This is a genomic window from Pseudoscardovia radai, from assembly GCF_002259605.1.
In the GTDB taxonomy this organism is placed as follows: Bacteria; Actinomycetota; Actinomycetes; order Actinomycetales; family Bifidobacteriaceae; genus Pseudoscardovia; species Pseudoscardovia radai.
The window spans coordinates 1-22,060 of sequence record NZ_MWWR01000012.1 but is presented as its reverse complement, the minus strand read 5'-3'; the positions used below and the strand labels follow the sequence as shown (position 1 = coordinate 22,060).

Here is a 22,060-nt window from a genome sequence, read left to right as displayed (position 1 = left end):
AAAGTCGAGCCGTTGGAGTTATCTCGATGCCGTATCGAACGGCACCGACAGGCGCGCGCGGCGCGCGGACGAAGGCGGGGAAGCATGGCATCCGATTTCTGGCTGATCGCAGGACTGGGCAATCCGGGGAAGAAGTACGAGGGCACGCGCCACAACATGGGCTTCATGTGCGCCGACGTGCTCGCCGAAAGGTGGTCCGTGAGCTTCTCCGACCACAAAGGCCTGGCCATGCTGGGCAAAGGCGTCATGAGCCTCGGCGGCGGCACGCGCAAGTTCTTCCTTGCCAAGCCGCTGACCTATATGAACGCATCCGGCGACGCGGTGGCCTCCATCAGCGCGTATTACGAGATCCCCGCCGAGCATATCGTGGTGATCCACGATGACATGGACCTTGACTTCGGACGCATCAAGGTCAAGGCGGGCGGCTCCGCCGGCGGCCACAACGGCATCAAGTCAATCGACCGCTCGCTCGGCACGAACAAGTACGCGCGCGTGCGCCTCGGCGTGGGGCATGCCGCGCGCGGCGCCAACGCCCACCAGAACACGATCGACTGGGTGCTGGGTGGCTTCAATGGCTCGCAGCGCAAGGAGCTCGACGATTTCCTCGCCGACGGGGCGGACGCGGCCGAAACCATCATCTTCGACGGACTGAACGCCGCGCAGGAGCGTTTCAATGGCCGCTGAGCGCAAGGCCTCCCGCGCATCGAAACAGCCGCAGGTGCGACTCGATGGCTCCCTCGCCCCGCTTCTGGGGCTTCTCGACTCCGACGACGCCTACGGGCATCTCGTCACCGGACTTGCCGACTCCCTGCCCGAAGGCGTCAGCGGGGGAGAAATCCTTCCGATCGACGCGCCCGACGGTCTGCGCCCCGCCATCGTCGCGGCCCGCGCCGCCGCGGGGCAGGTCGTGCTCGTCGTGCCCTCGAGCCATGACGCGGCCGAGATCGCCGGCTCCGTGCGATCGTGGTATGACGGCCCGGCGCAGGACGTGGCCGTGCTCGAGGCGTGGGAGACGCTGCCGCACGAACGCCTGTCGCCGCGCGCCGACACCGTGGCGCAGCGCATGTCGGTGTTCTATCGCCTCGCCCACCCGCGCCAGGGAAGCGGCCTGTTTTCGCCGATCCGCATCCTCATCATGCCCGTGCGCTCCCTCATCCAGCCCATCGTGGCCGGCATCGAGGACGTCGAGCCCCTGGTGTTCCGCATCGACGACGACATGCCTTTCGACGAGGCCGAGCGCCGCCTCGTCGAGAACGCCTACACGCGCACCGACCTCGTCATGGACCGCGGCGAATTCGCCGTGCGCGGCGGAATCCTCGACGTATTCCCGCCCACGGCGCCGCATCCGGTGCGCATCGAGTTCTTCGGCGACACCATCGACTCCATCCGCGAGTTCCACGCCTCCGACCAGCGCACCTACGGCGATGATGTGCCCGTCGTATGGGCCACGCCGTGCCGCGAACTGCAGCTGACCGACGCCGTGCGCGCCCGTGCGAAAAGCCTCGTCGGCACCATCGCGAACGCCGACGACATGCTCGAGTCCATCGCCAACGCCATCCCCGTGGAGGGCATGGAGTCTCTTATGCCCGCGCTTGTCGACGATCTGCGCCCTGTTTCGCGCCTGTTCGACGAATCGTGCACCGTCATGCTGTGGGATCCCGAGCGTCTGCGCCGCGCCGCCGACGACCTGGCCCAGACCGCGAACGAATTCCTCGCGGCCAGCTGGCATGTCGCCGCCGAGGCCGCCGGCTCCGGCGCGCCCATCACCTTCGATTCGGCCAGCTTCCTGAGCTACGAGGACGCCGTCGAAGGCCTGCGTTCCCCGAAGCGCCATATCTGGCAGTTCGCCGATTTCAGCGGCGCCGACTGCCTCAGGCTCGACGCACGCCCCGCCCAGGAATACCGCGGCGAAGAGGACCGCGCCGTCGCCGGTGTGCGTGGTCTTATCGACCGGCGCATGCGCGTCGTCGTCACGGCGCCCGCGCAGGGAACCCTGTCGCGCCTCAAGCGCGCCTTCGTCGAGGACCTCGTCACCGGCGTCGACTACATCCCCTCGCGCGCCATCGACGGCTTCGTCGACGAATCCGCAGGCCTGGCCGTGCTCACCGAGCGCGACATCACGGGACGCAGCTCCGTCGCCGGCGTGCAACGCACACCGGCCCGCCGGCGCAAGGCCATCGACCTTATGGAACTCAAGGCCGGCGACTACGTGGTGCATGAGCAGCACGGCATCGGCCGCTTCCTCGGGCTCCAGAAACGCATGGTCGGCGCCGGCGCCTCCCGCGCCGAACGCGAGTACCTCGTCATCGAATACGCCCCGTCGCGCCGCGGCGCGCCCGCCGACAAGCTGTTCATCCCCACCGACCAGCTCGACCAGGTGAGCAAGTACATCGGCTCCGACGAGCCCAAGCTCAACAAGCTCGGCGGCTCCGACTGGGCGGCCACGAAAGCGCGCGCCCGCAAGCATGTCAAGGAGATCGCCGACGACCTCGTCAAGCTCTACTCGGCGCGCCAGTCCACGCCGGGCTTCGCCTTCAGCCCCGACACGCCGTGGCAGCGCGAGCTCGAGGACGCCTTCCCGTACCAGGAGACGCCCGACCAGCTGCGCACCATCGACGAGGTCAAGGCCGACATGGAGAAGCCCGTGCCGATGGACCGCCTCATCTGCGGCGACGTGGGCTTCGGCAAGACGGAGATCGCCGTGCGCGCCGCCTTCAAGGCCGTGCAGGACGGCAAGCAGGTGGCCGTGCTCGTGCCCACCACGCTTCTGGTGCAGCAGCATTACGAGACCTTCTCCCAGCGCTACGAGGGCTTCCCGGTCACCGTGGCGCAGATGAGCCGCTTCCAGAGCGCCAAGGAGATCAACGAGACCATCGACGGGCTCGCCAAGGGCACCGTCGACGTCGTGATCGGCACGCATAAGCTGCTCAATCCCGCCATCAAGTTCAAGGACCTGGGACTTGTCATCATCGACGAGGAGCAGCGCTTCGGCGTCGAGCACAAGGAGACGCTCAAGGCCCTGCGCACGAACGTGGACGTGCTGTCGCTGTCCGCCACGCCGATCCCGCGCACGCTCGAGATGGCCGTCACCGGCATCCGCGAGATGTCGACGCTCGCCACGCCGCCCGAGGACCGCCTGCCCGTGCTGACCTACGTGGGCCGCTACGAGGACGCGCAGGTCGCCGCCGCCATCAAGCGCGAGCTGCTGCGCGGAGGCCAGGTGTTCTTCGTGCACAACCGCGTGCAGGACATCTCGAAGGTGGCCGCGCATATCGCCGAGCTCGTGCCCGAGGCGCATATCGGCATCGCGCACGGCAAGATGGGGGAGAAGCAGCTGGATTCCGTCATCCGCGACTTCTGGCACCGCGACATCGACGTGCTCGTGTGCACCACGATCATTGAAACCGGCCTCGATATCTCGAACGCCAACACGTTGATCGTGGACCGCGCCGACCGCTTCGGCCTGTCGCAGCTGCACCAGCTACGAGGTCGCGTGGGCCGCGGCCGCGAGCGCGCCTACGCGTACTTCCTGTACGACCCCGAGCGTCCGATGACGCAGACCGCGCATGACCGTCTCGCCACGATCGCGCAGAACACGTCGCTCGGAGCCGGCTACGACGTGGCCATGAAGGACCTCGAGATCCGCGGCACGGGCAACCTGCTGGGCGGCGAGCAGTCCGGCCATATCGAGGGCGTCGGCTTCGACCTGTACGTGCGCATGGTGTCGGACGCCGTGGAGCACTACAAGGAGCCCGACAAGGAGGAGGAACCGAACGTCACGATCGAGCTGCCCGTGGAGGCGTCGATCCCGACCGATTACATCTCCTCCGACAAGCTGCGCCTCGACGCGTACCGCGAGATTGCGCAGGCGCGCACCGACGACGATTTCCGCGAGATCCGCGAGGAGCTGCGCGACCGTTACGGCGCGCTGCCCGAGTCGCTCGACAGTCTCTTCGCCGTCGCGCAGCTGCGCAACAGGGCGCGCGCCATGGGCATCACCGACATCATCGCGCAGGGCCGATCCGTGCGCGTGGTGGGCGCTGACCCGCGTGACTCGCAGCTCATGCGCATGATCCACATCTACCACGGCACGCAGTACCGCCCGGTGACGCACACCGTCATCGTGCCCTCGCCGTTCCAGGGGTCTTTGGGCTCCAAGCCGATGGGCTCGTCGGAGGTGCTCGCGTGGACGGAGCAGCTGCTCGACGACCTCGAGTGGGTGCCCGGCCGCCGCTCCTGACCGGTCCGCCCGGCCGCCTATCGTATTCGCCGACTTTTGCCCCCATCCGGTCGCAAAAGTCGGCGGTTATCGTCGGTCCCACCGACCGCTCGGCTTTCCACAACCGACGTCGGGCGCGCGAGGAAGTTATCCACATTTTCCCGACGCCCCTGCGTGTCGCCGGCGGAATCGATACCGTGGGCCCATGGAGTACAACACCACCGTATCCCGCTTGGTCCGCAAAGCCATCATGGCGCGACCCGCCAAGGTTTTCGAATCGAACGAGTCCAAGGCCATCCGGATGTTCAAAACCACCCTCGGGCAATGCCGCGAGGCGCAGTCGCGATGCCGGCGGCGTCTGGTCTTCGGTTTCGAAACCGCATTGAGGCTGTGCTGCGTCGACGTGCCCTCGGACGTTCCCGATCGCGGACTCGTCGCCATCGTGTCACGGGGCGCAGAGCGGCGCAATGTCAACGGCGTGACCTTCGTCATGCGCAGCCACCCGTGGAGCGTCATCGATATCGACGGGATTGCGTGCACCAGCCCTCTCGCCGCATGGATGATGTTCGCGAACAGCCTGCCCCTCGACGCGCTGGTGCGTCTCGGCGATGCCCTGGCGCGGCGCGACCGGGACCAGAAGTGGTACACGGTCGCCGCAATGGAGGCGGCGGTCGATGGCGTCGGCGCGATCCTGTCGACGCAGGAGGCGCAGAAAGGGCAGGAGGCGCAAGGGCAGGAAGGGCAGGAGGCGCAAGGGCAGGTTGGGCAGAAAGCACAGAAAAGGCGGTTGCTGCCCGCGGGAATCGAGAACAGCCGTCGCGCACTGCGCCTTATGCGTGACAACACGGATTCCTTTCCCGAAACCGATCTGCGGCTGCTGCTTCTTCGCTACGGTTTGCCGTGCCCTGCCGTCAATCCGTCCGTCAGGGTCGGGTCGGGGCGGCGGTACTTTCTTGACATGGCGTACGAAAGCCTCAGGATCGGCATTGAATACGATGGCGCCTACCACGGTTCCCAGCGCGAGGAGGACGCTGCGCGACGCAGGGAGCTGGAAGGTGCGGGGTGGATCGTTGTGTCGGTGGAGAATGCCGATGTCATCGATGCCGATGCCCAGGAACGTTTTGTGATGGGGCTCGCCGGGATCATCGAGCGGCGATTGGGGCACAAGGTCAGGTTGAGGGCGCCGTTGACCGTGAGGCAGCTCGCCGACCGCCGGCGCACCATCCACACAGATTTCGTTCCCGGCCGCTGCTGGCCCCCTCGTTGACCCGCCGGTGCGTCGATGATCGGTGCGGTTTATGGTGACTTTTGCCCCCATTTGGCCGCAAAAGTGGGTGGATAGGAGGGGGTGGCAGACGATGGCGCCGGCGGGCGGACGATGGCGCCGGCGGGCGGCTGTCGCCACCTGCGGCCAAGCTGATTGTGAAGGCGCCGGAATCGTGCGCCAAGGAGGAACGGTGAACGATCAGACACGCGGTCACGATTGGAAGAACGTCACGCCGGCGCTGACGCCGTGGGGCAAGAACACGGTCAAGCCGGAGGAGACCGGCAGGCATGTGCTTATCATGCCGGGCATCGGCTACACGGTGGACCGGCCGCTGCTGTACTGGGCAGCCCAGGCGCTCGCGCCCGAGGGCTGGTACGTGGATCGTCTCGACCTCAAGCTCACCGAAAGCGTGGAGTTTCCCGAAATGATCGACTGCATGGAGCATGTCATCGACCTGTGGCGTGCAAAGTCGCTCGAGCGCGCACGCCATGCGGGGCAGGAGGCCGACCTGCTCGTCATCACCAAGTCGCTGTCGACGCTGTCGTTCCCGCACGCCGCGCATCTGGGCCTGCGCACGGTGCTGCTCACTCCGGTGCTCAACCCGCCGCCCTTCGACGTGCACAAGTCCGTCATCCCCGCGCCGCTGCCCGGGCCCGACTATCCGGCCCCGCTGATCTGCGCGGGCACGGCCGACCCGTATTTCGACCCGGCCAAGGCCCGCCTGCTCACCGACCGCGTGCGCACTTTCGAGGATGCGAACCATTCCATCGAGGTACCCGGCGACTGGGAGCGCTCGCTCGACTATCTGCGCGGCGTGACCCGCGCCATCGTCGAATACGCCGGCTGAGGCAGCGGAGGCATCGAGACGGCGGCGACATCGTATCCGCCGCCGTTTCGCCTCGTATCGCCGTTCGCACCGCGGGGCGACGGTTTCGCCGTCGGCGCATATGGCGCGAATCATCATGTCGCTTCCAGCCAACGTCCATTTGGGGCATTATTCTTGAAAACGTCCGCACAACATTACGTTAAAGGAGTAGTTGTGGCAGTTATTGAAAGCGTTTACGCGCGCGAGATCCTCGACTCCCGTGGCAACCCGACCGTCGAAGTCATCCTCGAGACCGAGGACGGCGCCGTGGGCCGTGGCCTTGTTCCGTCCGGCGCCTCCACCGGTGCCGCCGAAGCCTGGGAGCGTCGCGATGGCGACAAGTCCCGCTACATGGGCAAGGGCACTCTGAATGCTGTCAAGGCCGTCAACGACGAGATCGCCCCGAAGGTCATCGGCATGGACGCCACCGATCAGCGCGCCCTCGACGACGTGATGATCGCCCTCGACGGCACCCCGAACAAGGGCCGCCTCGGCGCCAACGCGATCCTCGGCGTGTCCCTCGCCGCCCTCTACGCCGCCGCGGAGTCCGCGGAGCTGCCGCTGTACCGTTACATCGGCGGAACCAACGGCCACATCCTGCCTGTCCCGAACATGAACATCATGAACGGCGGCGCCCACGCCGACTTCGCCACCGACATCCAGGAGTACATGATCTCCCCGTACGGCTTCGATTCCTACCGCGAGGCCCTGCGCGCCGGCGTCGAGGTGTACCACACCCTGAAGAACGAGCTGAAGAAGGACGGCCTGGCCACCGGTCTGGGCGACGAGGGCGGCTTCGCCCCGAAGATGAAGTCCAACCGCGACTCCCTCGACTACATCATGAAGGCCATCCAGGACGCCGGCTACGAGCCGGGCAAGCAGATCGGCATCTGCCTCGACGTCGCCTCCTCCGAGTTCTACGGCAAGGGCGAGGCCGGCAAGTACCACTTCGAGGGTGGCGAGCGCGACGCCGAGTACATGCTCGACTTCTACGAGAAGCTCATCAACGATTACCCGATCGTCTCCATCGAGGATCCGTTCCAGGAAGAGGGCTGGGAAGACTGGGCCGCCATCACCAAGAAGCTCGGCGACCGCCTCCAGTTCGTCGGCGACGACCTGCTCGTGACCAACCCGGCCCGCCTCCAGAAGGCCATCGACATGGGCGCCGCGAACTCCCTGCTCGTCAAGCTCAACCAGATCGGCACCGTCACCGAGACGCTCGACGCCATCGAGCTCGCCACCGCCAACGGCTACACCTCCATGGTGTCCCACCGCTCCGGCGAGACCTCCGACACCACGATCGCCGACCTCGCGGTTGCCAAGAACACCCGCCAGATCAAGACCGGTGCCCCGGCCCGTGGCGAGCGCATCGCCAAGTACAACCGCCTGCTCGAGATTGAGGAGGAGCTCGGCTCCACCGCTCAGTACGCCGGCTACAGCGCCTTCAAGGCCTGCAAGAAGTACATGTGATCCGCTCCGGCGCCGCGCCGTGGCATGAGGGTCCGCTGACCCGCGCCCGTCGCCCGCGCCACCTGTGATCATGCGATACCCGCCCGCTCGCGCGTCGAGTGCGGCGGGTATTTTCGTAGATATGTCAAGCAAGGTTCCCCGCACAGGCACCCAGGATTCGGGGCGGAAGGACGCGCGCGGACGCTCGTCGCGCGGCGCATCGTCACAGGACGACAGGCTCATGGCGGCCAGGGAGCGCAGGCGGCGCGAGGAATCCGAGGAGAGGGACCGCGCGCGAGGCGGCTCCATGGCAAGCCTCATCATCATGCTGATCATCATCGCGCTCGCCGCGTTCCAGCTCGCGCAGGTGGCCGTCACCTATGTACAGAACAAGGCCGAGCTCGACGCCGCCCGTCAGAAGGAGGCCGAGCTCACCGCGCGCAAGGCCGATCTCGAAAGCGATATCGAGCGGTGGAACGACAACGCCTATGTGGAGGCGCAGGCGCGCTCGAGGCTCGGATTCGTGTATCCGGGCGAAAAGCCGGTGTATCTCGTGAACACGGGGCGCGACTCCACGTCATCGTCCGGAGCGTCGGGCTCCTCGTCGAAAACCGAGACGATGCCCTGGTACCGCGAGCTTATGTATTCCTTGGAGAAATCCGATTCCACCGATTCCGTGGTGACTGACGCCACGGTGGGCGGCGCGCTTGACAGCGGTTCGTCCTCCGGTTCCTCGTCGGGCGGTTCGTCCTCGACGGCGACCGATGCCACCGATCCGTCCGCCGCGGCGAGCTCGTCGGCGTCCGACGGGGCGGCTTCGACGGCGTCGGGCGGCGATGCGCCGGCCTCCGATGCCGGCGCGGCGGCCGATGCCGGCGCGGATGGCGCTGCCTCCGATGCGTCCGCGTCCGCCGATGCCGGGCAGTGACGGTACGATTCCGGAAACACGAAGATACGATACGCAGAATGGCACGCAGATACGCCGTCGGCTTTCGTCCGGCGGCATCGTAAGGAGAGGAATGTCCGAGAACACGCCCCAGAATCGTATGGACGCGCCGCGCCCGGCCGAGGCTGAGCGCCCCGCCGACACCATGGCAACCATCACGCGCTCCGACGCCACGGCCGCCGCCGCGCCGAACGCACACCACACGCCGCGCGCCGTCGACGAAACCCCGACCCCCGAGGACGCGGCCGTGGCCGTCGCCGCGCTCGACCGCATCATGGCCGACACGCCGACCGACGCCGACATCGAGGCCGTGACCCGCCAGCTGGGGCGCTACCCGCGCGGCATGGTCGCTGTCGGGCGCCGCTGCGAGGTCTGTGGCACGCCGCTCGTCACCGTCACGCGCCCGCTGGTGGAGGGGCGCATTCCGTTCCCCACCACCTTCTACCTGTGCGGCACCGCCGCCGTGCGCGCCGCCTCGCATGTCGAGGCCGCCGGCGCCATGGCCGCGTACACCGAGATGGTGCGGTCCGACGAAGCCGTGCGCGCCGCCTACCATCGCGCCCACCGCATCTATCTGGAGTTCCGCCACGAACTCGCCCGCCGCCTCGGCGACACGGAGGAGCATATCGAGGGCATCAGCGCCGGCGGCCTGCCGGTGCGCGTCAAATGCCTCCACGCGCTGATGGCGCAGAGCCTGGCCATGGGGCCGGGCGTCAATCCGATCGGCGACCTCGTGCTCGAACGCGTCGCCGACGAGTTCAGCCCCTCCGTCTGCCATTGTGACGCGGCGTAGGGATCGTGACGCGGCGTAGACCGCCGCGGCCCGGACGGGCTAGTCTTGGTGTCAGGGCGCCGGGCGATGAACGCCGCGGCGTCGGATACGGTATGCCGTCGACGATTATGCGTTGACGACATCGACGATTGTGCGTCGACGGATGCGTTGACGATTCGGCCGGCCCCGGCCGGCCATAACCGGCGGGCGCAGGCCCAGGAACAAGGAGGGACCCATGACATCGGTTACGGTGGGCGGCATCGACTGCGGTACGAATTCCATCAGGCTTATGGTCGCCACATACGACGGTGACGGCTTCACCGTGGACGTGCCGCGCATCATGCGTGTCGTGCGCCTGGGGCAGGGCATCGACGAGACGCATCGTTTCGCCGCCGACGCGCTCGAGCGCACGTACGCCGCATGTCGTGAGTTCGCCGATGTATTGCGCGAGCATCCCGTCGACGCGCTGCGCTTCGTCGCCACGTCGGCCACGCGCGACGCCGAGAACCGCGAGGACTTCGAGAACACCGTCGAGAGCATCCTCGGCGTAAGGCCGGACGTCATCCCCGGAACCGAGGAGGCGCGCCTGAGCTTCCTCGGCGCCACAAGCGTCGTCGACCAGCTGTCGGACGGGCACGCGCAGGCCCCGTATCTCGTCGTCGACCTCGGCGGTGGCTCCACCGAGGTCGTGCTCGGCGGCGTGGGAGAGCATGCCGGCGAGGTGGACGCGGCGTATTCGATGAACGTGGGCTCCGTGCGCATGACCGAACGCCATCTGGTATCCGACCCGCCCACCGAGGAGCAGATCGGGCAGGCGTCGGCCGACATCGACGCGCATATCGACACCGCCTTCGCCACGGTGCCGGCCGGCCGTGCGCGCACCATCATCGGCGTGTCCGGCACCGTCACCACCATGACGGGCCTCGCGCAGGGCCTCGCCACCTACGACCGCGATGCGGTGGACGGCGCCGTGGTGCGCATCGACGATGCCTGCGCCACCGACGACCGCATCCTGCGCATGACGCGCGCCGAGCGCGCGCAGTACCCGGTCATCCATCCGGGCCGTATCGATGTGATCGGCGGGGGAGCGTTGGTGTGGACGCGCGTCCTGCGCCGCGTGCAGCAGGCCGCCGCCGACGAGGGCCATGCCATCGACTCGTATATTGCCTCCGAGCATGGCCTGCTCGACGGCATCGTGCGCGACCTGGCGGTTCGCACCTTCGCCGGGCGCCGCGCCGCCTGAGTCTGGCGAACACGGCGTCGTGAGCGGGGCATCGTATGTCCGCGCTGCTGGCGGAACGCCGTGACGGACCGGAAACTTGAAGTACTATGGTGAACCTGTGCGAAGCTTCGCACAGGCCCCAGTGGCGGAATGGAAGACGCAGCGGACTTAAACTCCGCATCCGCAAGGAGTGTGAGTTCGAATCTCATCTGGGGCACCGGGCGGTGCCCGGCTGCGGAAACGATTGCTGGAAACAGTATGGAACAGCGAGGAGCAAGCAATGGCTGAAGATGTCATGCCCACGGTGAACGCCGAATTCGGCGCCAAGCCCGTCATCGAATTCCCCGATGCCGACGCGCCCAAGGGGCTCAAGATCAAGGAACTCGTGGCCGGCGACGGCCCCGTCGTGCGTGCGGGGGACACCGTGACCGTCGACTACTACGGCGTGGTATGGGGCAAGGACACCCCGTTCGATTCCAGCTATGACCGCGGCACGCCCGCGCAGTTCGCCATCGGCGTCGGACAGGTCATCAAGGGCTGGGACCGCGGACTCGTCGGCCGCACGCGCCGTTCGCGCCTCCTTCTGTCGATTCCGCCGGAGTACGGCTACGGCTCCCGCGGCATTCCGCAGGCGGGCATCGGCGGCGGCGACACGCTTGTGTTCGTGGTCGACATCCACTGACGCCTGCGCGCCGGGTTGCGCGCCAGCGCATAGATACTTTCCGGGATTCCGGAGGCCGCGTTCGCGGCATGGGACGCCTGTGGCCGGGAAGGCCGCAGGCGTCGAATACAACAATGAGCCGCCGGCCCGCGGGGCCGGGGCACTGACAGGGAGGTCATGATGGCCGAAGAGAAAACCGTCCTGCTTACGCAGGAGGCCTATGACAAGCTCAAGCAGGAACTCGAATGGCGCGAGGGGCCGAACCGCGAGGAGATCACCCAGAAGATCGCGGCCGCGCGTGCCGAGGGCGATCTGTCGGAGAACGGCGGATACCAGGCCGCCCGCGAGGCGCAGGGCAAGAACGAGGGGCGCATCAACGAGCTCATCGTCAAGCTGCGCAACGCCCAGATCATGCAGGCGCCGAAGGAGGGCACGGTGGGCAACGGTTCCGTCGTGACCGTCGAGATCGCCGGTAACGAGATGACGTATGTGCTCGGTTCGCGCGACATCGCCGTTGCCACCGATTACGATGTGATCAGCCCCGAGTCCCCGATCGGCGCGGCCATCAACGGCGCGAAAGTCGGCGACGAGGTGACATACTCCGCTCCGAACGGCCGCCAGATCACCGTGACGATCAAGGCCGCCAAGCCCCTCGCGGCCTGACGTCCCGCCGCATCCACGATGAACGCACGCAATGATGATGCGCGCTGACGGCGCCCGGCTCCTCGAGAGGCCGGGCGCCGTTTCATGTCCGCGACCGCATCGTACTTCATAACAATGTGGTGGGTTTCGGACAGAAAACACGATTTTTCGGCTCGAAAACGCCCGATTATGTCCGCAAGCCATCACACTGTTGCACAAAGCGGCTCGCGTTACCGTGCGCGCATAAAAAAGTAGGCAGGGCGAGCCTGCCTACTGTTCCCGGAAGGCGTCGGCCGTGACCCCGACGGGCCTGGCGGGAAGTCTTATCGCCGCACGCCATCGCGTGCGCAGCGGGAAAATCGTGTTACCTCATGGCGCACACGACCATGAAAACCGCCACCATATGGCATGCGTATCCGAGCACCGTCCCCAGATGGAAGAGCTCGTGGAAGCCGAACACGCGCGGCCAGGGGTCGGGCTTGCGCCGGGCGTAGATAACCGCGCCGACGATGTAGCAGGCGCCGCCCGCCAGGATGAGGCACACGACCGCCGGCCCTGCAAGCGGCGAGGCCCAGAACAGCCCCATGTAGCCGATGCCCGACACGCCGAACACGATGTACACGATGGTGTACAGGATGCGTGGCGCGTTGATCCACACCACGTGGATGATCATCGCGACGGCGACGCAGCACCAGATGCTGATGAGGATGATGTTGCGCCATCGCGGCTCGAGCGCGAACGCGACCGGCGTGTAGGTGCCGGCGATGAGCAGGAAGATATTCGTGTGGTCGATGCGCCGCAGCACGTCGGTGACCTTCGGCGACCAGTCGCCCAGATGGTAGATGGCCGAGTTGCCGAAAAGGATCAGCGAGCAGACCATGTACACCGCGCACGCCCATTTGAGCGACGCGAACGGCGCGAGGCAGATGAGCACGATGCCGCCGGCGAGCGCCAGCGGGGCGGCGCATAGGTGCAGCCATCCGCGCATGGCGGGCTTGGGGCGTCCGTGCACGTCAAGGCGCACCTTCTTGTAGCGGATGCCGCGCGCCTTGAGTTCGATCTTGCGTGCCTTGTACTCGCCTTTCGTGAGGATTTTCTTGGCCTTGCGCTCGGCCTTGGCGCGCTTGGCGTCGGCCTTGGCCTGGGCGCGGGCGAGCCGCTCGGTGCGCACGCGCTCCTTGGTTTCCTCGGCGGCGATGCCGGTCATGGCATCGGCCACTTCGCGTTCGGCTTCCTTGGCGAGGCGGCGCGCGTTCTCGTCGATGGCGCTTTTGGCCAGCGGCGCGTCGTCGGGGGAGGTGGCGGGTGTAGAGGCGGGCGTCGGGGAGGGGCGCTGCGCTGCGTCGTGTTTCGAAACGATGGATCCCTGCGCCGTGGCGGATGATGCGTTGGCCATCCCGACCTCCTTACCGTTGGCGTTCTACGATTTGACGTTCTGCGATTCGCGTCGGATTCGATACGGGCAGAGTCCGACGGAACCAGTGCAGGTTTCTCTTTCGTAACTTACTGTAGCGTAACCATTCCAGAATGCAAGTCGGCGGCCGCACGGCGATTGCAATCGGTGAATCGCAGGCGATGGTCGTCTGTTCGGCCGGCGGCATCGTTTCACAACCCCGGCACCGCATCAACTAGGATTGGTGCCATGGCAGATTTTTCGCAGATCATCGCAGGCAATTCCGACTTCGTCGACGCCGATCGCGAGTGGCTCCACCACCTGGTGTCGGACTGGCAGGTCATCGCCGATCTGAGCTTCGCCGACCTGATCCTCGTGGTCCGCGACGACGACGGCACATACGTGGTGGCCGACCAATGCCGTTCGTCCACGGTCGTCTCCGTGCTTATGGACGACCTCATCGGCCAGCCCATCGCCGACGAGCTCGTGCCCGCCGTCGAAAGCGCCTACTCCAATCGTGTGGTGGCGCGCCTCGACCACTACCGCATGATCGGCACCACCACCGTCTGCGACGTCTTCGCGCCCGTCATCCGCCACGACAAGGTGCTCGGCGTGGTGATCCGCGAGACGAACATGGCCACGCGCGTGGGCAACGGCCGCTACGAGCTCGAATGCATCCAGACCGGCAAGCGCCTGTTCGACATGATCCCCATGGGCCGCTTCCCCTACGAGGAGACGCTGATCTCCGAACGTCGCAGCGACCTGCGCGTCTCCGACGGCTTCTGCATCCTGTCGGGCGACGGCATCATCGAATACGCCTCGCCCAACGCCATCAGCTGCTACCGCCGCCTCGGCGTGACCGGCGAGCTCGTCGGCCGTTACCTGGCGGAGATCACCACCGACAACATCCACGAGCGCGACCGCGTGCCCGAGTCGCTGTCGTATGTGCTCAGCGGCAAAAGCGCCGCGGATTCCGAGCTCGACACGAGCCGCGCGTGCCTCGCCATGCGCTCCTTCCCGCTGTATGACGCGCGCACCGGACGCAACGGCGCGCTTGTGCTGTTCCGCGACGTCACCGAGATCCGCCGCCGCGAGGTGGAGCTGCAGACCAAGGACGCCACGATTTCCGAGATTCACCACCGCGTCAAGAACAACCTGCAGGCCGTCTCCGCGCTGCTGCGCCTCCAGGCCCGCCGCACCCAGAGCGAGGAGGTGCGACGCGAGCTGCAGGAAGCGCAGCGCCGCGTGTCCACGATCGCCGCGGTGCACGAGGGCCTGAGCCAGACCGCCGATGAAACCGTCGATTTCGACACCATCATCCCCAGCCTGCTGCGCATGAGCGTGGACGTGGCCGAGCAGCGCGGGCAGAAGATCGACATCCGCTTCGTGGGGCAGTTCGGCAGCATGCCGGCGCAGGACGCCACGCCGCTGTCGCTGGTGCTCACCGAGCTCGTGACGAACGCCGTCGAGCACGGATTCGAGGGGCGTGATTCGGGCAATATCACGATTTCCGTGGGCCGCGGCGGCAATTCGCTCGACGTGGTGGTGGAGGACGACGGCAACGGCCTGGAGTCCGAATCGGAGGACGGCAAGGCGAAGGCGTCCGGCTCGGGCCTGGGTACGCAGATCATCGAGACCTTCGTGAAAAACGATTTCGGCGGCACCATCCAGTGGCAGCCGCGCCATGGCGGTGGCACGCGCGTGATAATGAAGATGAAGCTGCGCGCCGCGCAGTGAGGGCCGCGGGCCGCGCAGGTGCGGTGAACGTCCGTGCGGTGAGCGCCGCATAGCGAAAGCCACATGGAGGACGCGGCGGTGGAAGGGCCGCATGTGAATGCACCAGGAAAGCGAAAGGGGGCCCGCCGGTAAGGCGGACCCCCTTTCGTACGCGTGCTGTGCGCGCGTTGTGTGCGCTGTGCGCGGTTCGTTTTCAGATCTGCATCTGCAGGGCCTGGGAACGACGGGCGCGCATGGCACGGCGCTTGAGTGCGCGGCGCTCGTCCTCGGACAGGCCGCCCCACACGCCGTAATCCTGGTTGGTCTCCAGCGCGCATTTCAGGCATTGGTCGATGACCTCGCAGGTACGGCACACCTGCTTGGCCTCCTCGATCTGCTGATAGGCCGCACCCGTGTTGCCCACGGGAAAGAAGAGCTCGGGATCCTTGTCCCGGCACGCGGCCCTAGCACGCCAATCGCTTGCACTGCTCATGAATACTCCTGTCTGTTCAGTGATTTCAGCTAACCACTGATCAGCGCGATTTTCAAGAGTTCCCGACGTAATTTTCCGAAATTACGCCCATGGTGCATGTTGCGCCCCGGCTGCAGCGCTCCGAGGGGATTCCGGGCGCCGCATCACACGCCGCATCACACGCCGCCGGGCGTGTCATCGAGCGCGTCAGGAGCGTATTCATGGGCCGTTGCCTGGGCCTGGCGTGCGTCGGGCGCGAAGAACTGCACCGGGTACGCCGCCTCGTCCACCACGATGGCACGGCCCGGCGTGCGCACATCGTCGTCGGTGAGCGAGGATGCCGTCTGCGATGGCATGCCCATCATGACATTCGACGATTTATCCGCCAGAGGAAACAGGATGCGCCGCGTGCACTGCTCCGGATAACGCACATGCCGCGCCGACGAGACCGCGAAGATCACCGTCGCATCCCGGCAGGCGAGGGCCTGACGGAAATCGTCGGCCCGAGGCCCCGAGGCCAAGGGGTCGAGCACGGCGTCGGCATCATCCGCCATCCGGACCGCGAGTCCGTCGGGTGACTCGAGCAGCCACGTCCAGCACCCCGTTCCCGTTTCCACGCGCCACCCGGCCCGTCGCGCCGCCTCGGCCACGGCCAGCAGCGCCGTCGTCTTGCCACGGCCCGATGCGCCGATAATCGCGGTATTCGCGCGCATGTCCAGAAGGAAAGGCTCCAGACGGATGCCATCGTCCGCCACTCCAACCTCTAGCAGATGGCCGCACCGCGCATCCTGCCCGGCACCTGCCGCGGTTACGCCGAGGCGCAGCGCGCCGCGCATATCGATTCTGCGCGGCAGGGGAGCGGAGAACAGGCGTCGGGCCGCCCCGTCCATTCCCAGGAAGCGCGCCGCCCTCAGGCATCCATCCACGAGCCGCGGCGTACAGCCGCAGGGCGCGCACCGGAACATCGTCAGGTCCGCCCCGTCCGACGCGAAGGCGGTGCCCGGCAGACGCGGACTGATGCGTGCGGCGGCCGGGGAGCCGATCATCTCGCCCGACTGGAACGCGTCGCGCACCCGCAGACAGACATTGAGGTTCAGATTCGCCTTCATATCCGCCGTCACCTGGCCCTGCGGGCTTTGCGTGCAGATGATGAGGTTCATGCCCAGCGACCGGCCCAGCGACGCCAGCGAGATCAGGCGGTCGACGTAATCCGGGATGCGTTGGCGCAGGGCCGCGAACTCGTCCACCACCACGATGAGCCGCGGCGGCGGGTCCGGCAGCTCGTCGGTGGTGGCCACGCCGTGCTCCGCCACCAGCCGTTCCCGGCGGTGCATCTCGTTTTCCATCGCCCGCAGCGCACGCACAGCATGCGCGATATCAAGGTCCGACACACAGCCCACGCAATGTGGCAGCCGGCTCAGCTCACGGAACGCCGCGCCGCCTTTGAAATCGAGGAACACGAAATTCAGTCGCCTGGGCGGATTGCGGCATGCGAGGGCCAGGCACCACACCTCCAGAAGAATCGACTTGCCCGAGCCCGTTGTGCCCGCCACCAGCGCATGCGGCCCGGACCTCAGCAAGCCCAGCGTGAACACGCCGTCCGCGCATACGCCGATCGGCGCGTCGAAGCTCGGCGGCAGAAGCCACGCATGGACCACCGCCCGCCACGCATGCTGCGGACGGGCCACCTTGACACCCGGGAACAGCAGGGTCTCCTCGGGCGGCGGCTCGGCAACGATTGGCAGAGGCGCATCGGACGGTGCGGCCAGCGGATCGGTCAGCGGATTGGCCACAGGCTCCTCCTGACGGCGCATCGACATGATCATGGCCGCTCCCGACGCCAGGGAGCCGATAAGTCCGGGCACCACGAAGCCGAGGAACCACCAGTTGCCCATGGCGATCATCATGCCGGCCATCGCCAGCTGACTGAATACCGGGGCCAGATACGATACGGAGATAAGCAGCGACTGGGGCGAGCGCTCGCGGCGTCGCCGGCGCGGTTCGGCGGCGGTGTCATGGCCGTCGTCGCTGTCGCCGTGACTCCGTCTGCGTGGGCACTCGGGCCGCCGTGGGGTGTGTGCTGAATGTCTCATGGGGCCACGGTCCCATAACCCGATCGCGACACGCCGGGGAAGCGGACAATGTGGACGAAGGTCACACGCACAGCCGAGCCTGTGGATAACTCGCAGGCGGAAGAAAACCGCCCGTCATCAGGCGCCGGTGTAGCCTCCCACGGTTCCCGCGGGAATCGACCCGTGGCTCAGGGAATTGAACAGCTCATGGTTCTTGTCATCGTCAAGCAGCACGCATGAGCCGATGCCCGACGCGGGGTAGTACCCCGGATCCGAGTAGTACGCGGTGCCCGTCACGCCGCCCGACCCCGTGGCGTCCCGGAAGGCAAGCGCGAGCCGCGCCATCGTGAACGCGTTCGTGTTTTCGTCCACCGTCAGCGCCGACATCGCCGCATCACCCACGGCATGCAGGGAGGCGTAATTGTGGATCGCCCCGCCCTGCGTCACCTTCGTCATGATGGCGGAGATCACCTGGCGCTGGCGCTCGGCCCTGCCGATATCGCCCTGCGGATCGGAGTAACGCATGCGCGCGAAGGCGAGCGCCGTCGTGCCGTCGGCCGTGTGGCAGCCGGCCTGCCACACGAGGCCGGAATAGGCGTCGTCCACGTCATAGTCGAGGCATAGCTCCACGCCGCCCACGGCGTCCACGAGGGACGTGACGCCGGAGAAGCCGATGCGCACCACGTGGTCGATCGTCACGCCCGTGATGCCTTCCACGGTTTTCACAAGCTGCGGGTAGCCGTAGCTTTCGGCCACGGCGTTGATCTTCATGTCGGTGCCGTCGACGGTCACGTAGGAGTCGCGGGGGATCGAGATAAGCGAGGCGGCGCCGGAGCTGGGCTTCGTGAGCACGAGGATCGTATCGGTGCGGAAGCCGGGCACTTCGTCGCTGGTGCCGCCCACGGTACCATCGCGCTCGTCGGAGCCGAGCACAAGCCACGTCATGCCGGCGGTGTTCGAGTTGCCCGACAGCATGGTCTCGTGGTTGAGGGAGTTGTTGATCCATTGGATCTGCGTCCAGCCGAAGATGAGAACGGCGGCGAGCAGCGCGATGACGACCGCGGCGATGATGCGCAGCGGATGATGCGTTTTCGCGCGCGTTCGCGCGTCGTCGGGGTCGCCCGGGGTTGCAGGATTCGCCGGATTCGCGGGGGAGCTGGGAGTCCCGGGCGTCGGCGTGGCAGGCGAGGACGGGGCGGGCTGGCGCCCGGCTGCGGGATACGACGGGGCGCCGTCCGCGGAAGCTCCGTACGTTCGGCGTGACGTGGCGGGGGCATACGATGCGGGCGCGTAGGAGCGCGGGGCGGAATCCACGGCACCACGATTTTGCGAGGAGGCGGAACGGGAGGCCGCGTAGGACGACGGCTTTGCCGAGGACGCGCGGGCGGGGCGTTGACGCGATATGCCGGGTGTCGGGGCGATGGAGATGGGCAGCGGCGTGTCATACGATGACGGGGCCTGATACGACGGGGCCGCGTGGCGCGCGGATGACGCTGTCGACGGGGCGGCGGAGGACGCTCCCCGGGCCGGGCGCTCCGTGGGGGAGAAACTCGGCGGGTACGGGGCGGTGCCCTGCTGCCCCGTACCGTTCCATGCTGCACCGTTCTGTGACGGGACGCCACGGCGCGGGCTCCGGCGTGTCGGCCCGCGGTCTGAGGGTGAGAAACTCGGCGGGAACTCGGAGCCCGAATCTGCCATGCTGGTCAGTCCTTTCACATTCGGCGCGCCCCGTTTTGATGTGTCGTCCCGGCGTGTCGTCCCGGCGTGTCGCGCGGTTGCGGACGGCGTGTCGGAACGGGGCGCGCGGCCTCGTCGTCACATCAGGCTGGGGCAGAAGGTCAGCGTCATGTAGTTGTACGCGATGCCGATGGCGTAACCGGTGTCCTGGTCGCGGATGGTGCCGTCGGACGGATCCACGTAGCCATTGGTCGCCGGGTCGATGAGGGTGCCGTCAGGCTGCTCCATGAGCTGCGTCGAGGCATTGTACGTGCCGCCCAGCGACGTGTAGTAGTCGATGCGCTGCTGCGTGGTCATGGTATCCGTCGGATCGGCGGAGGCGCTGGACGAGCTCGACGAGGAGCTGGAGCTCTTGCTGGACGAGGAAGCGGAGGGGCTGGAGCTCGAGGAATCGTCCGTGTCGTCCTTGTACTGGTAGGTCTGCGTCGTGGCCGTGGAGTCGGAGGATGCCGCGGAGTCCACGGATGCGGTGGCATCGGACGACGACGAATCGGACGCCGCGGAGCTCGAGGATTCCGACGACGACGCGCTCGCCGAGGCGGAGCTCGAGGAATCGCCCGAATTCTGCAGCGGCTGGTTGGTGCGCATCTTCTCCCAGATCGCATCGGCGGAATCGGCCCACACCACGCGATTGGGGTCATCCGGCGACGTGATCACGGGAATCGTCATCGTATACATATGGTCGATGCTGAAGTTCGAGAAGGTCATGGCCAGGCCCACGAGAGTGGAGGCATTGGCCAGGCCGGAGCTCATCGACAGCGAGTCCAGCGCCGTGAGGGCGAACTGGTACAGCTGGTTCGACTGCGTGAGCATGTTCTTCTGCAGCGCCGTCTTGATAAGACGCTTGACGAGGTACTGCTGGCGCGTGGTGCGCATGATGTCGGAGCCGTCGCCCAGACCGTGGCGGGTGCGCGCGTACTGCGTGGCCTGTGTGCCGGACAGATGCTGCACGCCGGCGTCCAGGTCGAGGCCGGAGTAGGCGTCGTTCACGTCGGCGGGCAGGCAGATGTCCACGCCGCCGATCGCGTCGATCATCTGGCTCATGCCGGCGAAGTCCACCACCACGAATTCGCTGATGTCCATGCCCGTCAGCGTGTTCACGGTGTGCACGGTGCAGCTTGCGGCGGACGCGAGGTCGCCGCCCTGCTGGTACGCGGCGGCGAACACGGAGTTGAACATCACGCCGTCCGCTGCATCGAGCACAGAGCCGTTGGACATCGTGCATTTGGGTCGGTCGACGAGCGAATCGCGCGGAATGGACACGATATTGATGTAGCTGCGGTCGGCGGCGATCTGCACCACCATCGTGGTGTCGGCCTGGTGCTCATTCTCGACGTTGCCGCCGCCGAGCGCCGCGTTGGCCTCGCCGTCGCGGGTATCCTGGCCCATCACGAGGATGTTGATGGCCTGGCCGTCGTACGGATCGAGCGGGCCGGAGTCGTCGGCGACCGCGTTGCCCTGGGCGTCCAGCTTGATGAAATCGACTGCGGCTTCGCCGATGTTGCTCGTGACCTGCGTGTACAGCGCGCCCGCGAAGGTGGCGATGAACAGGAGGATGCCGATGACGAGGCAAGCGACGAAGGTGCGCGTGCCGTGCGTGATGCGGTAATGCTTCGCATGCTTGGGTGCACGACTGGGCACGTGCCTTGCAGAGTTCGCTTCGCTCCCCGCCACTTGTGTCACCAGCTGCCTTTCCTCGAGGGCGCCATATGACGCCGCGCCGTTCAGTTCGCGAATGTCGCCCCGCGCGGGGCAAACGAATTCATGATATGCGCACATATGAACCAAATAGGAAAAAGAGGCCCGGAATGGCGCGAGACGTTTACAACATCGGCCCATTTCGTAAGGCGTGGCGGAGCGTGGTGGGTGGAGCGACATGCGGGGCGGGGCAGAATCAAATTCGGTAACAGTGTGATGGGTTGGGGGGTGGTGCTGTTTTGTTGGACTGCGTTGTCGTTGGTTTTCATTATGCCATGAGTCCGAGCTCGCGTCGCCGCGCGGTGATGCTGGTGCCGAACTCGGTCTTGATGCGTTCGTCGCGGTACCACGTCATGTACTCGTCGAGCCTGCGGATGAACTCCCGCAGGGAGACGCCCGCGAAGGAGCGCTTGTGGAAGAACTCCTGCTTGAGGCGTCCGAAGAAGCCCTCGGCCGCCGCGTTGTCGGGGCTGCAGCCCTTCGCGCTCATCGAGCGCACCAGCCCGTTCTCCTCGCAGATCGAGATCCACCCGTCCCACCGGTAGTGGCATCCCCGGTCCGAGTGGATCACGGGTCTCTCGCCCGGTTTGAGCGCGGCGCATGCCTTGCGCAGCATGCCGTTGGACAGGGCCGAGTTCGGGCTCGTCCCGATCGTCCATGCCACGGGCATGCCGTCGTAGCAGTCGATGACCGGCGACAGGTAGACCTTGCCCGCGGGGATGGAGAACTCGGTGATGTCCGTGACCTACAGCCTGTTGGGCGCGTCCGCGTGGAAGTCGCGGTTGACGATGTTCGCGGGCGCGTCGGACAGCTCGCCCTTGTACGAGGAGTAGCGGCGCGAGCTCTTGAACGGGGGCACCAGCCCGTTGCCGGTCATCAGGCGCATGACCCGCCTGGCCGACACGACCGTGCCCCTGAGGCGCAGCGCC

The 22,060-nt window shown here is 66.8% G+C and carries 17 protein-coding genes, 1 tRNA gene and 1 pseudogene; 12 read left to right on the top strand and 7 right to left on the bottom strand.

The window, feature by feature from the left end; genetic code table 11:
* Positions 1-84 precede the first annotated feature (84 nt).
* The 11 genes from pth to PSRA_RS06605 all read left to right on the top strand — a co-directional run bounded on the left by pth (position 85) and on the right by PSRA_RS06605 (position 12,064).
* Complete coding sequence (gene pth / locus PSRA_RS06655; RefSeq protein WP_094661127.1) at positions 85-684, top strand: aminoacyl-tRNA hydrolase; 600 nt, start codon at positions 85-87, stop codon at positions 682-684.
* Entirely contained in the window at positions 674-4,240 is a 3,567-nt protein-coding gene (mfd, locus tag PSRA_RS06650) for a transcription-repair coupling factor (RefSeq protein ID WP_094661126.1), read from the top strand. The genes pth and mfd overlap by 11 nt, the downstream gene beginning before the upstream one ends.
* A gap of 457 nt (positions 4,241-4,697) precedes the next feature.
* Positions 4,698-5,486, top strand: coding sequence for an endonuclease domain-containing protein (locus tag PSRA_RS06645; RefSeq protein ID WP_158216358.1), 789 nt, complete (start codon positions 4,698-4,700; stop codon positions 5,484-5,486).
* 190 nt (positions 5,487-5,676) lie between these two features.
* A complete protein-coding gene (locus tag PSRA_RS06640) occupies positions 5,677-6,333 on the top strand; it encodes a hypothetical protein (protein WP_094661124.1) in 657 nt (218 codons plus the stop codon).
* Positions 6,334-6,525: 192 nt separating this feature from the next.
* Positions 6,526-7,821 (top strand): phosphopyruvate hydratase, encoded by a 1,296-nt coding sequence (gene eno, locus PSRA_RS06635; RefSeq protein ID WP_094661123.1) that lies wholly within the window; start codon positions 6,526-6,528, stop codon positions 7,819-7,821.
* A 121-nt stretch (positions 7,822-7,942) separates the two neighbouring features.
* Positions 7,943-8,728 (top strand): FtsB family cell division protein, encoded by a 786-nt coding sequence (locus tag PSRA_RS06630; protein ID WP_158216357.1) that lies wholly within the window; start codon positions 7,943-7,945, stop codon positions 8,726-8,728.
* 292 nt (positions 8,729-9,020) lie between these two features.
* Positions 9,021-9,539, top strand: a complete 519-nt coding sequence (locus PSRA_RS06625; RefSeq protein WP_245834939.1) for a DUF501 domain-containing protein — start codon at positions 9,021-9,023, stop codon at positions 9,537-9,539.
* A gap of 214 nt (positions 9,540-9,753) precedes the next feature.
* Entirely contained in the window at positions 9,754-10,761 is a 1,008-nt protein-coding gene (locus PSRA_RS06620) for a Ppx/GppA phosphatase family protein (RefSeq protein WP_094661121.1), read from the top strand.
* Between the two features lie 115 nt (positions 10,762-10,876).
* A tRNA-Leu gene (locus tag PSRA_RS06615) sits at positions 10,877-10,957 on the top strand.
* Between the two features lie 63 nt (positions 10,958-11,020).
* Entirely contained in the window at positions 11,021-11,422 is a 402-nt protein-coding gene (locus PSRA_RS06610) for an FKBP-type peptidyl-prolyl cis-trans isomerase (protein WP_094661120.1), read from the top strand.
* A 159-nt stretch (positions 11,423-11,581) separates the two neighbouring features.
* Entirely contained in the window at positions 11,582-12,064 is a 483-nt protein-coding gene (locus PSRA_RS06605) for a GreA/GreB family elongation factor (RefSeq protein ID WP_094661119.1), read from the top strand.
* Between the two features lie 343 nt (positions 12,065-12,407).
* On the opposite strand, the gene trhA is transcribed toward PSRA_RS06605, so the two are convergent.
* A complete protein-coding gene (trhA, locus tag PSRA_RS06600; RefSeq protein ID WP_094661118.1) occupies positions 12,408-13,439 on the bottom strand; it encodes a PAQR family membrane homeostasis protein TrhA in 1,032 nt (343 codons plus the stop codon).
* Between the two features lie 246 nt (positions 13,440-13,685).
* On the opposite strand from trhA, the gene PSRA_RS06595 reads away from it, so the two are divergent.
* Positions 13,686-15,173: a sensor histidine kinase gene (locus tag PSRA_RS06595; RefSeq protein WP_094661117.1), complete on the top strand. Its 1,488-nt coding sequence runs from the start codon at positions 13,686-13,688 to the stop codon at positions 15,171-15,173.
* A 193-nt stretch (positions 15,174-15,366) separates the two neighbouring features.
* On the opposite strand, the gene PSRA_RS06590 is transcribed toward PSRA_RS06595, so the two are convergent.
* The 6 genes and pseudogenes from PSRA_RS06590 to PSRA_RS09805 all read right to left on the bottom strand — a co-directional run.
* Entirely contained in the window at positions 15,367-15,645 is a 279-nt protein-coding gene (locus tag PSRA_RS06590) for a WhiB family transcriptional regulator (RefSeq protein ID WP_094661116.1), read from the bottom strand.
* A gap of 155 nt (positions 15,646-15,800) precedes the next feature.
* Positions 15,801-17,717: an FtsK/SpoIIIE domain-containing protein gene (locus tag PSRA_RS06585; protein WP_094661115.1), complete on the bottom strand. Its 1,917-nt coding sequence runs from the start codon at positions 17,715-17,717 to the stop codon at positions 15,801-15,803.
* 117 nt (positions 17,718-17,834) lie between these two features.
* A complete protein-coding gene (locus PSRA_RS06580) occupies positions 17,835-19,394 on the bottom strand; it encodes an LCP family protein (protein WP_143516380.1) in 1,560 nt (519 codons plus the stop codon).
* A gap of 117 nt (positions 19,395-19,511) precedes the next feature.
* Complete coding sequence (locus PSRA_RS06575; protein WP_158216356.1) at positions 19,512-21,074, bottom strand: LCP family protein; 1,563 nt, start codon at positions 21,072-21,074, stop codon at positions 19,512-19,514.
* A 325-nt stretch (positions 21,075-21,399) separates the two neighbouring features.
* Positions 21,400-21,867, bottom strand: a complete 468-nt coding sequence (locus tag PSRA_RS06570) for a DDE-type integrase/transposase/recombinase (RefSeq protein ID WP_420820561.1) — start codon at positions 21,865-21,867, stop codon at positions 21,400-21,402.
* Between the two features lie 9 nt (positions 21,868-21,876).
* Positions 21,877-22,060, bottom strand: a pseudogene (locus PSRA_RS09805) (IS3 family transposase); the annotation flags it as partial.

What these genes read in the sequence shown, in the direction of transcription:
- pth (WP_094661127.1), top strand. Translation starts at nt 85, where the DNA reads ATGGCATCCGATTTCTGGCTGATCGCAGGACTGGGCAATCCGGGGAAG.
- mfd (WP_094661126.1), top strand. Translation starts at nt 674, where the DNA reads ATGGCCGCTGAGCGCAAGGCCTCCCGCGCATCGAAACAGCCGCAGGTG.
- PSRA_RS06630 (WP_158216357.1), top strand. Translation starts at nt 7,943, where the DNA reads ATGTCAAGCAAGGTTCCCCGCACAGGCACCCAGGATTCGGGGCGGAAG.
- PSRA_RS06625 (WP_245834939.1), top strand. Translation starts at nt 9,021, where the DNA reads ATGGCCGACACGCCGACCGACGCCGACATCGAGGCCGTGACCCGCCAG.
- PSRA_RS06620 (WP_094661121.1), top strand. Translation starts at nt 9,754, where the DNA reads ATGACATCGGTTACGGTGGGCGGCATCGACTGCGGTACGAATTCCATC.
- PSRA_RS06610 (WP_094661120.1), top strand. Translation starts at nt 11,021, where the DNA reads ATGGCTGAAGATGTCATGCCCACGGTGAACGCCGAATTCGGCGCCAAG.
- PSRA_RS06605 (WP_094661119.1), top strand. Translation starts at nt 11,582, where the DNA reads ATGGCCGAAGAGAAAACCGTCCTGCTTACGCAGGAGGCCTATGACAAG.
- trhA (WP_094661118.1), bottom strand. Translation starts at nt 13,439, where the DNA reads ATGGCCAACGCATCATCCGCCACGGCGCAGGGATCCATCGTTTCGAAA.
- PSRA_RS06595 (WP_094661117.1), top strand. Translation starts at nt 13,686, where the DNA reads ATGGCAGATTTTTCGCAGATCATCGCAGGCAATTCCGACTTCGTCGAC.
- PSRA_RS06590 (WP_094661116.1), bottom strand. Translation starts at nt 15,645, where the DNA reads ATGAGCAGTGCAAGCGATTGGCGTGCTAGGGCCGCGTGCCGGGACAAG.
- PSRA_RS06585 (WP_094661115.1), bottom strand. Translation starts at nt 17,717, where the DNA reads ATGAGACATTCAGCACACACCCCACGGCGGCCCGAGTGCCCACGCAGA.
- PSRA_RS06580 (WP_143516380.1), bottom strand. Translation starts at nt 19,394, where the DNA reads ATGGCAGATTCGGGCTCCGAGTTCCCGCCGAGTTTCTCACCCTCAGAC.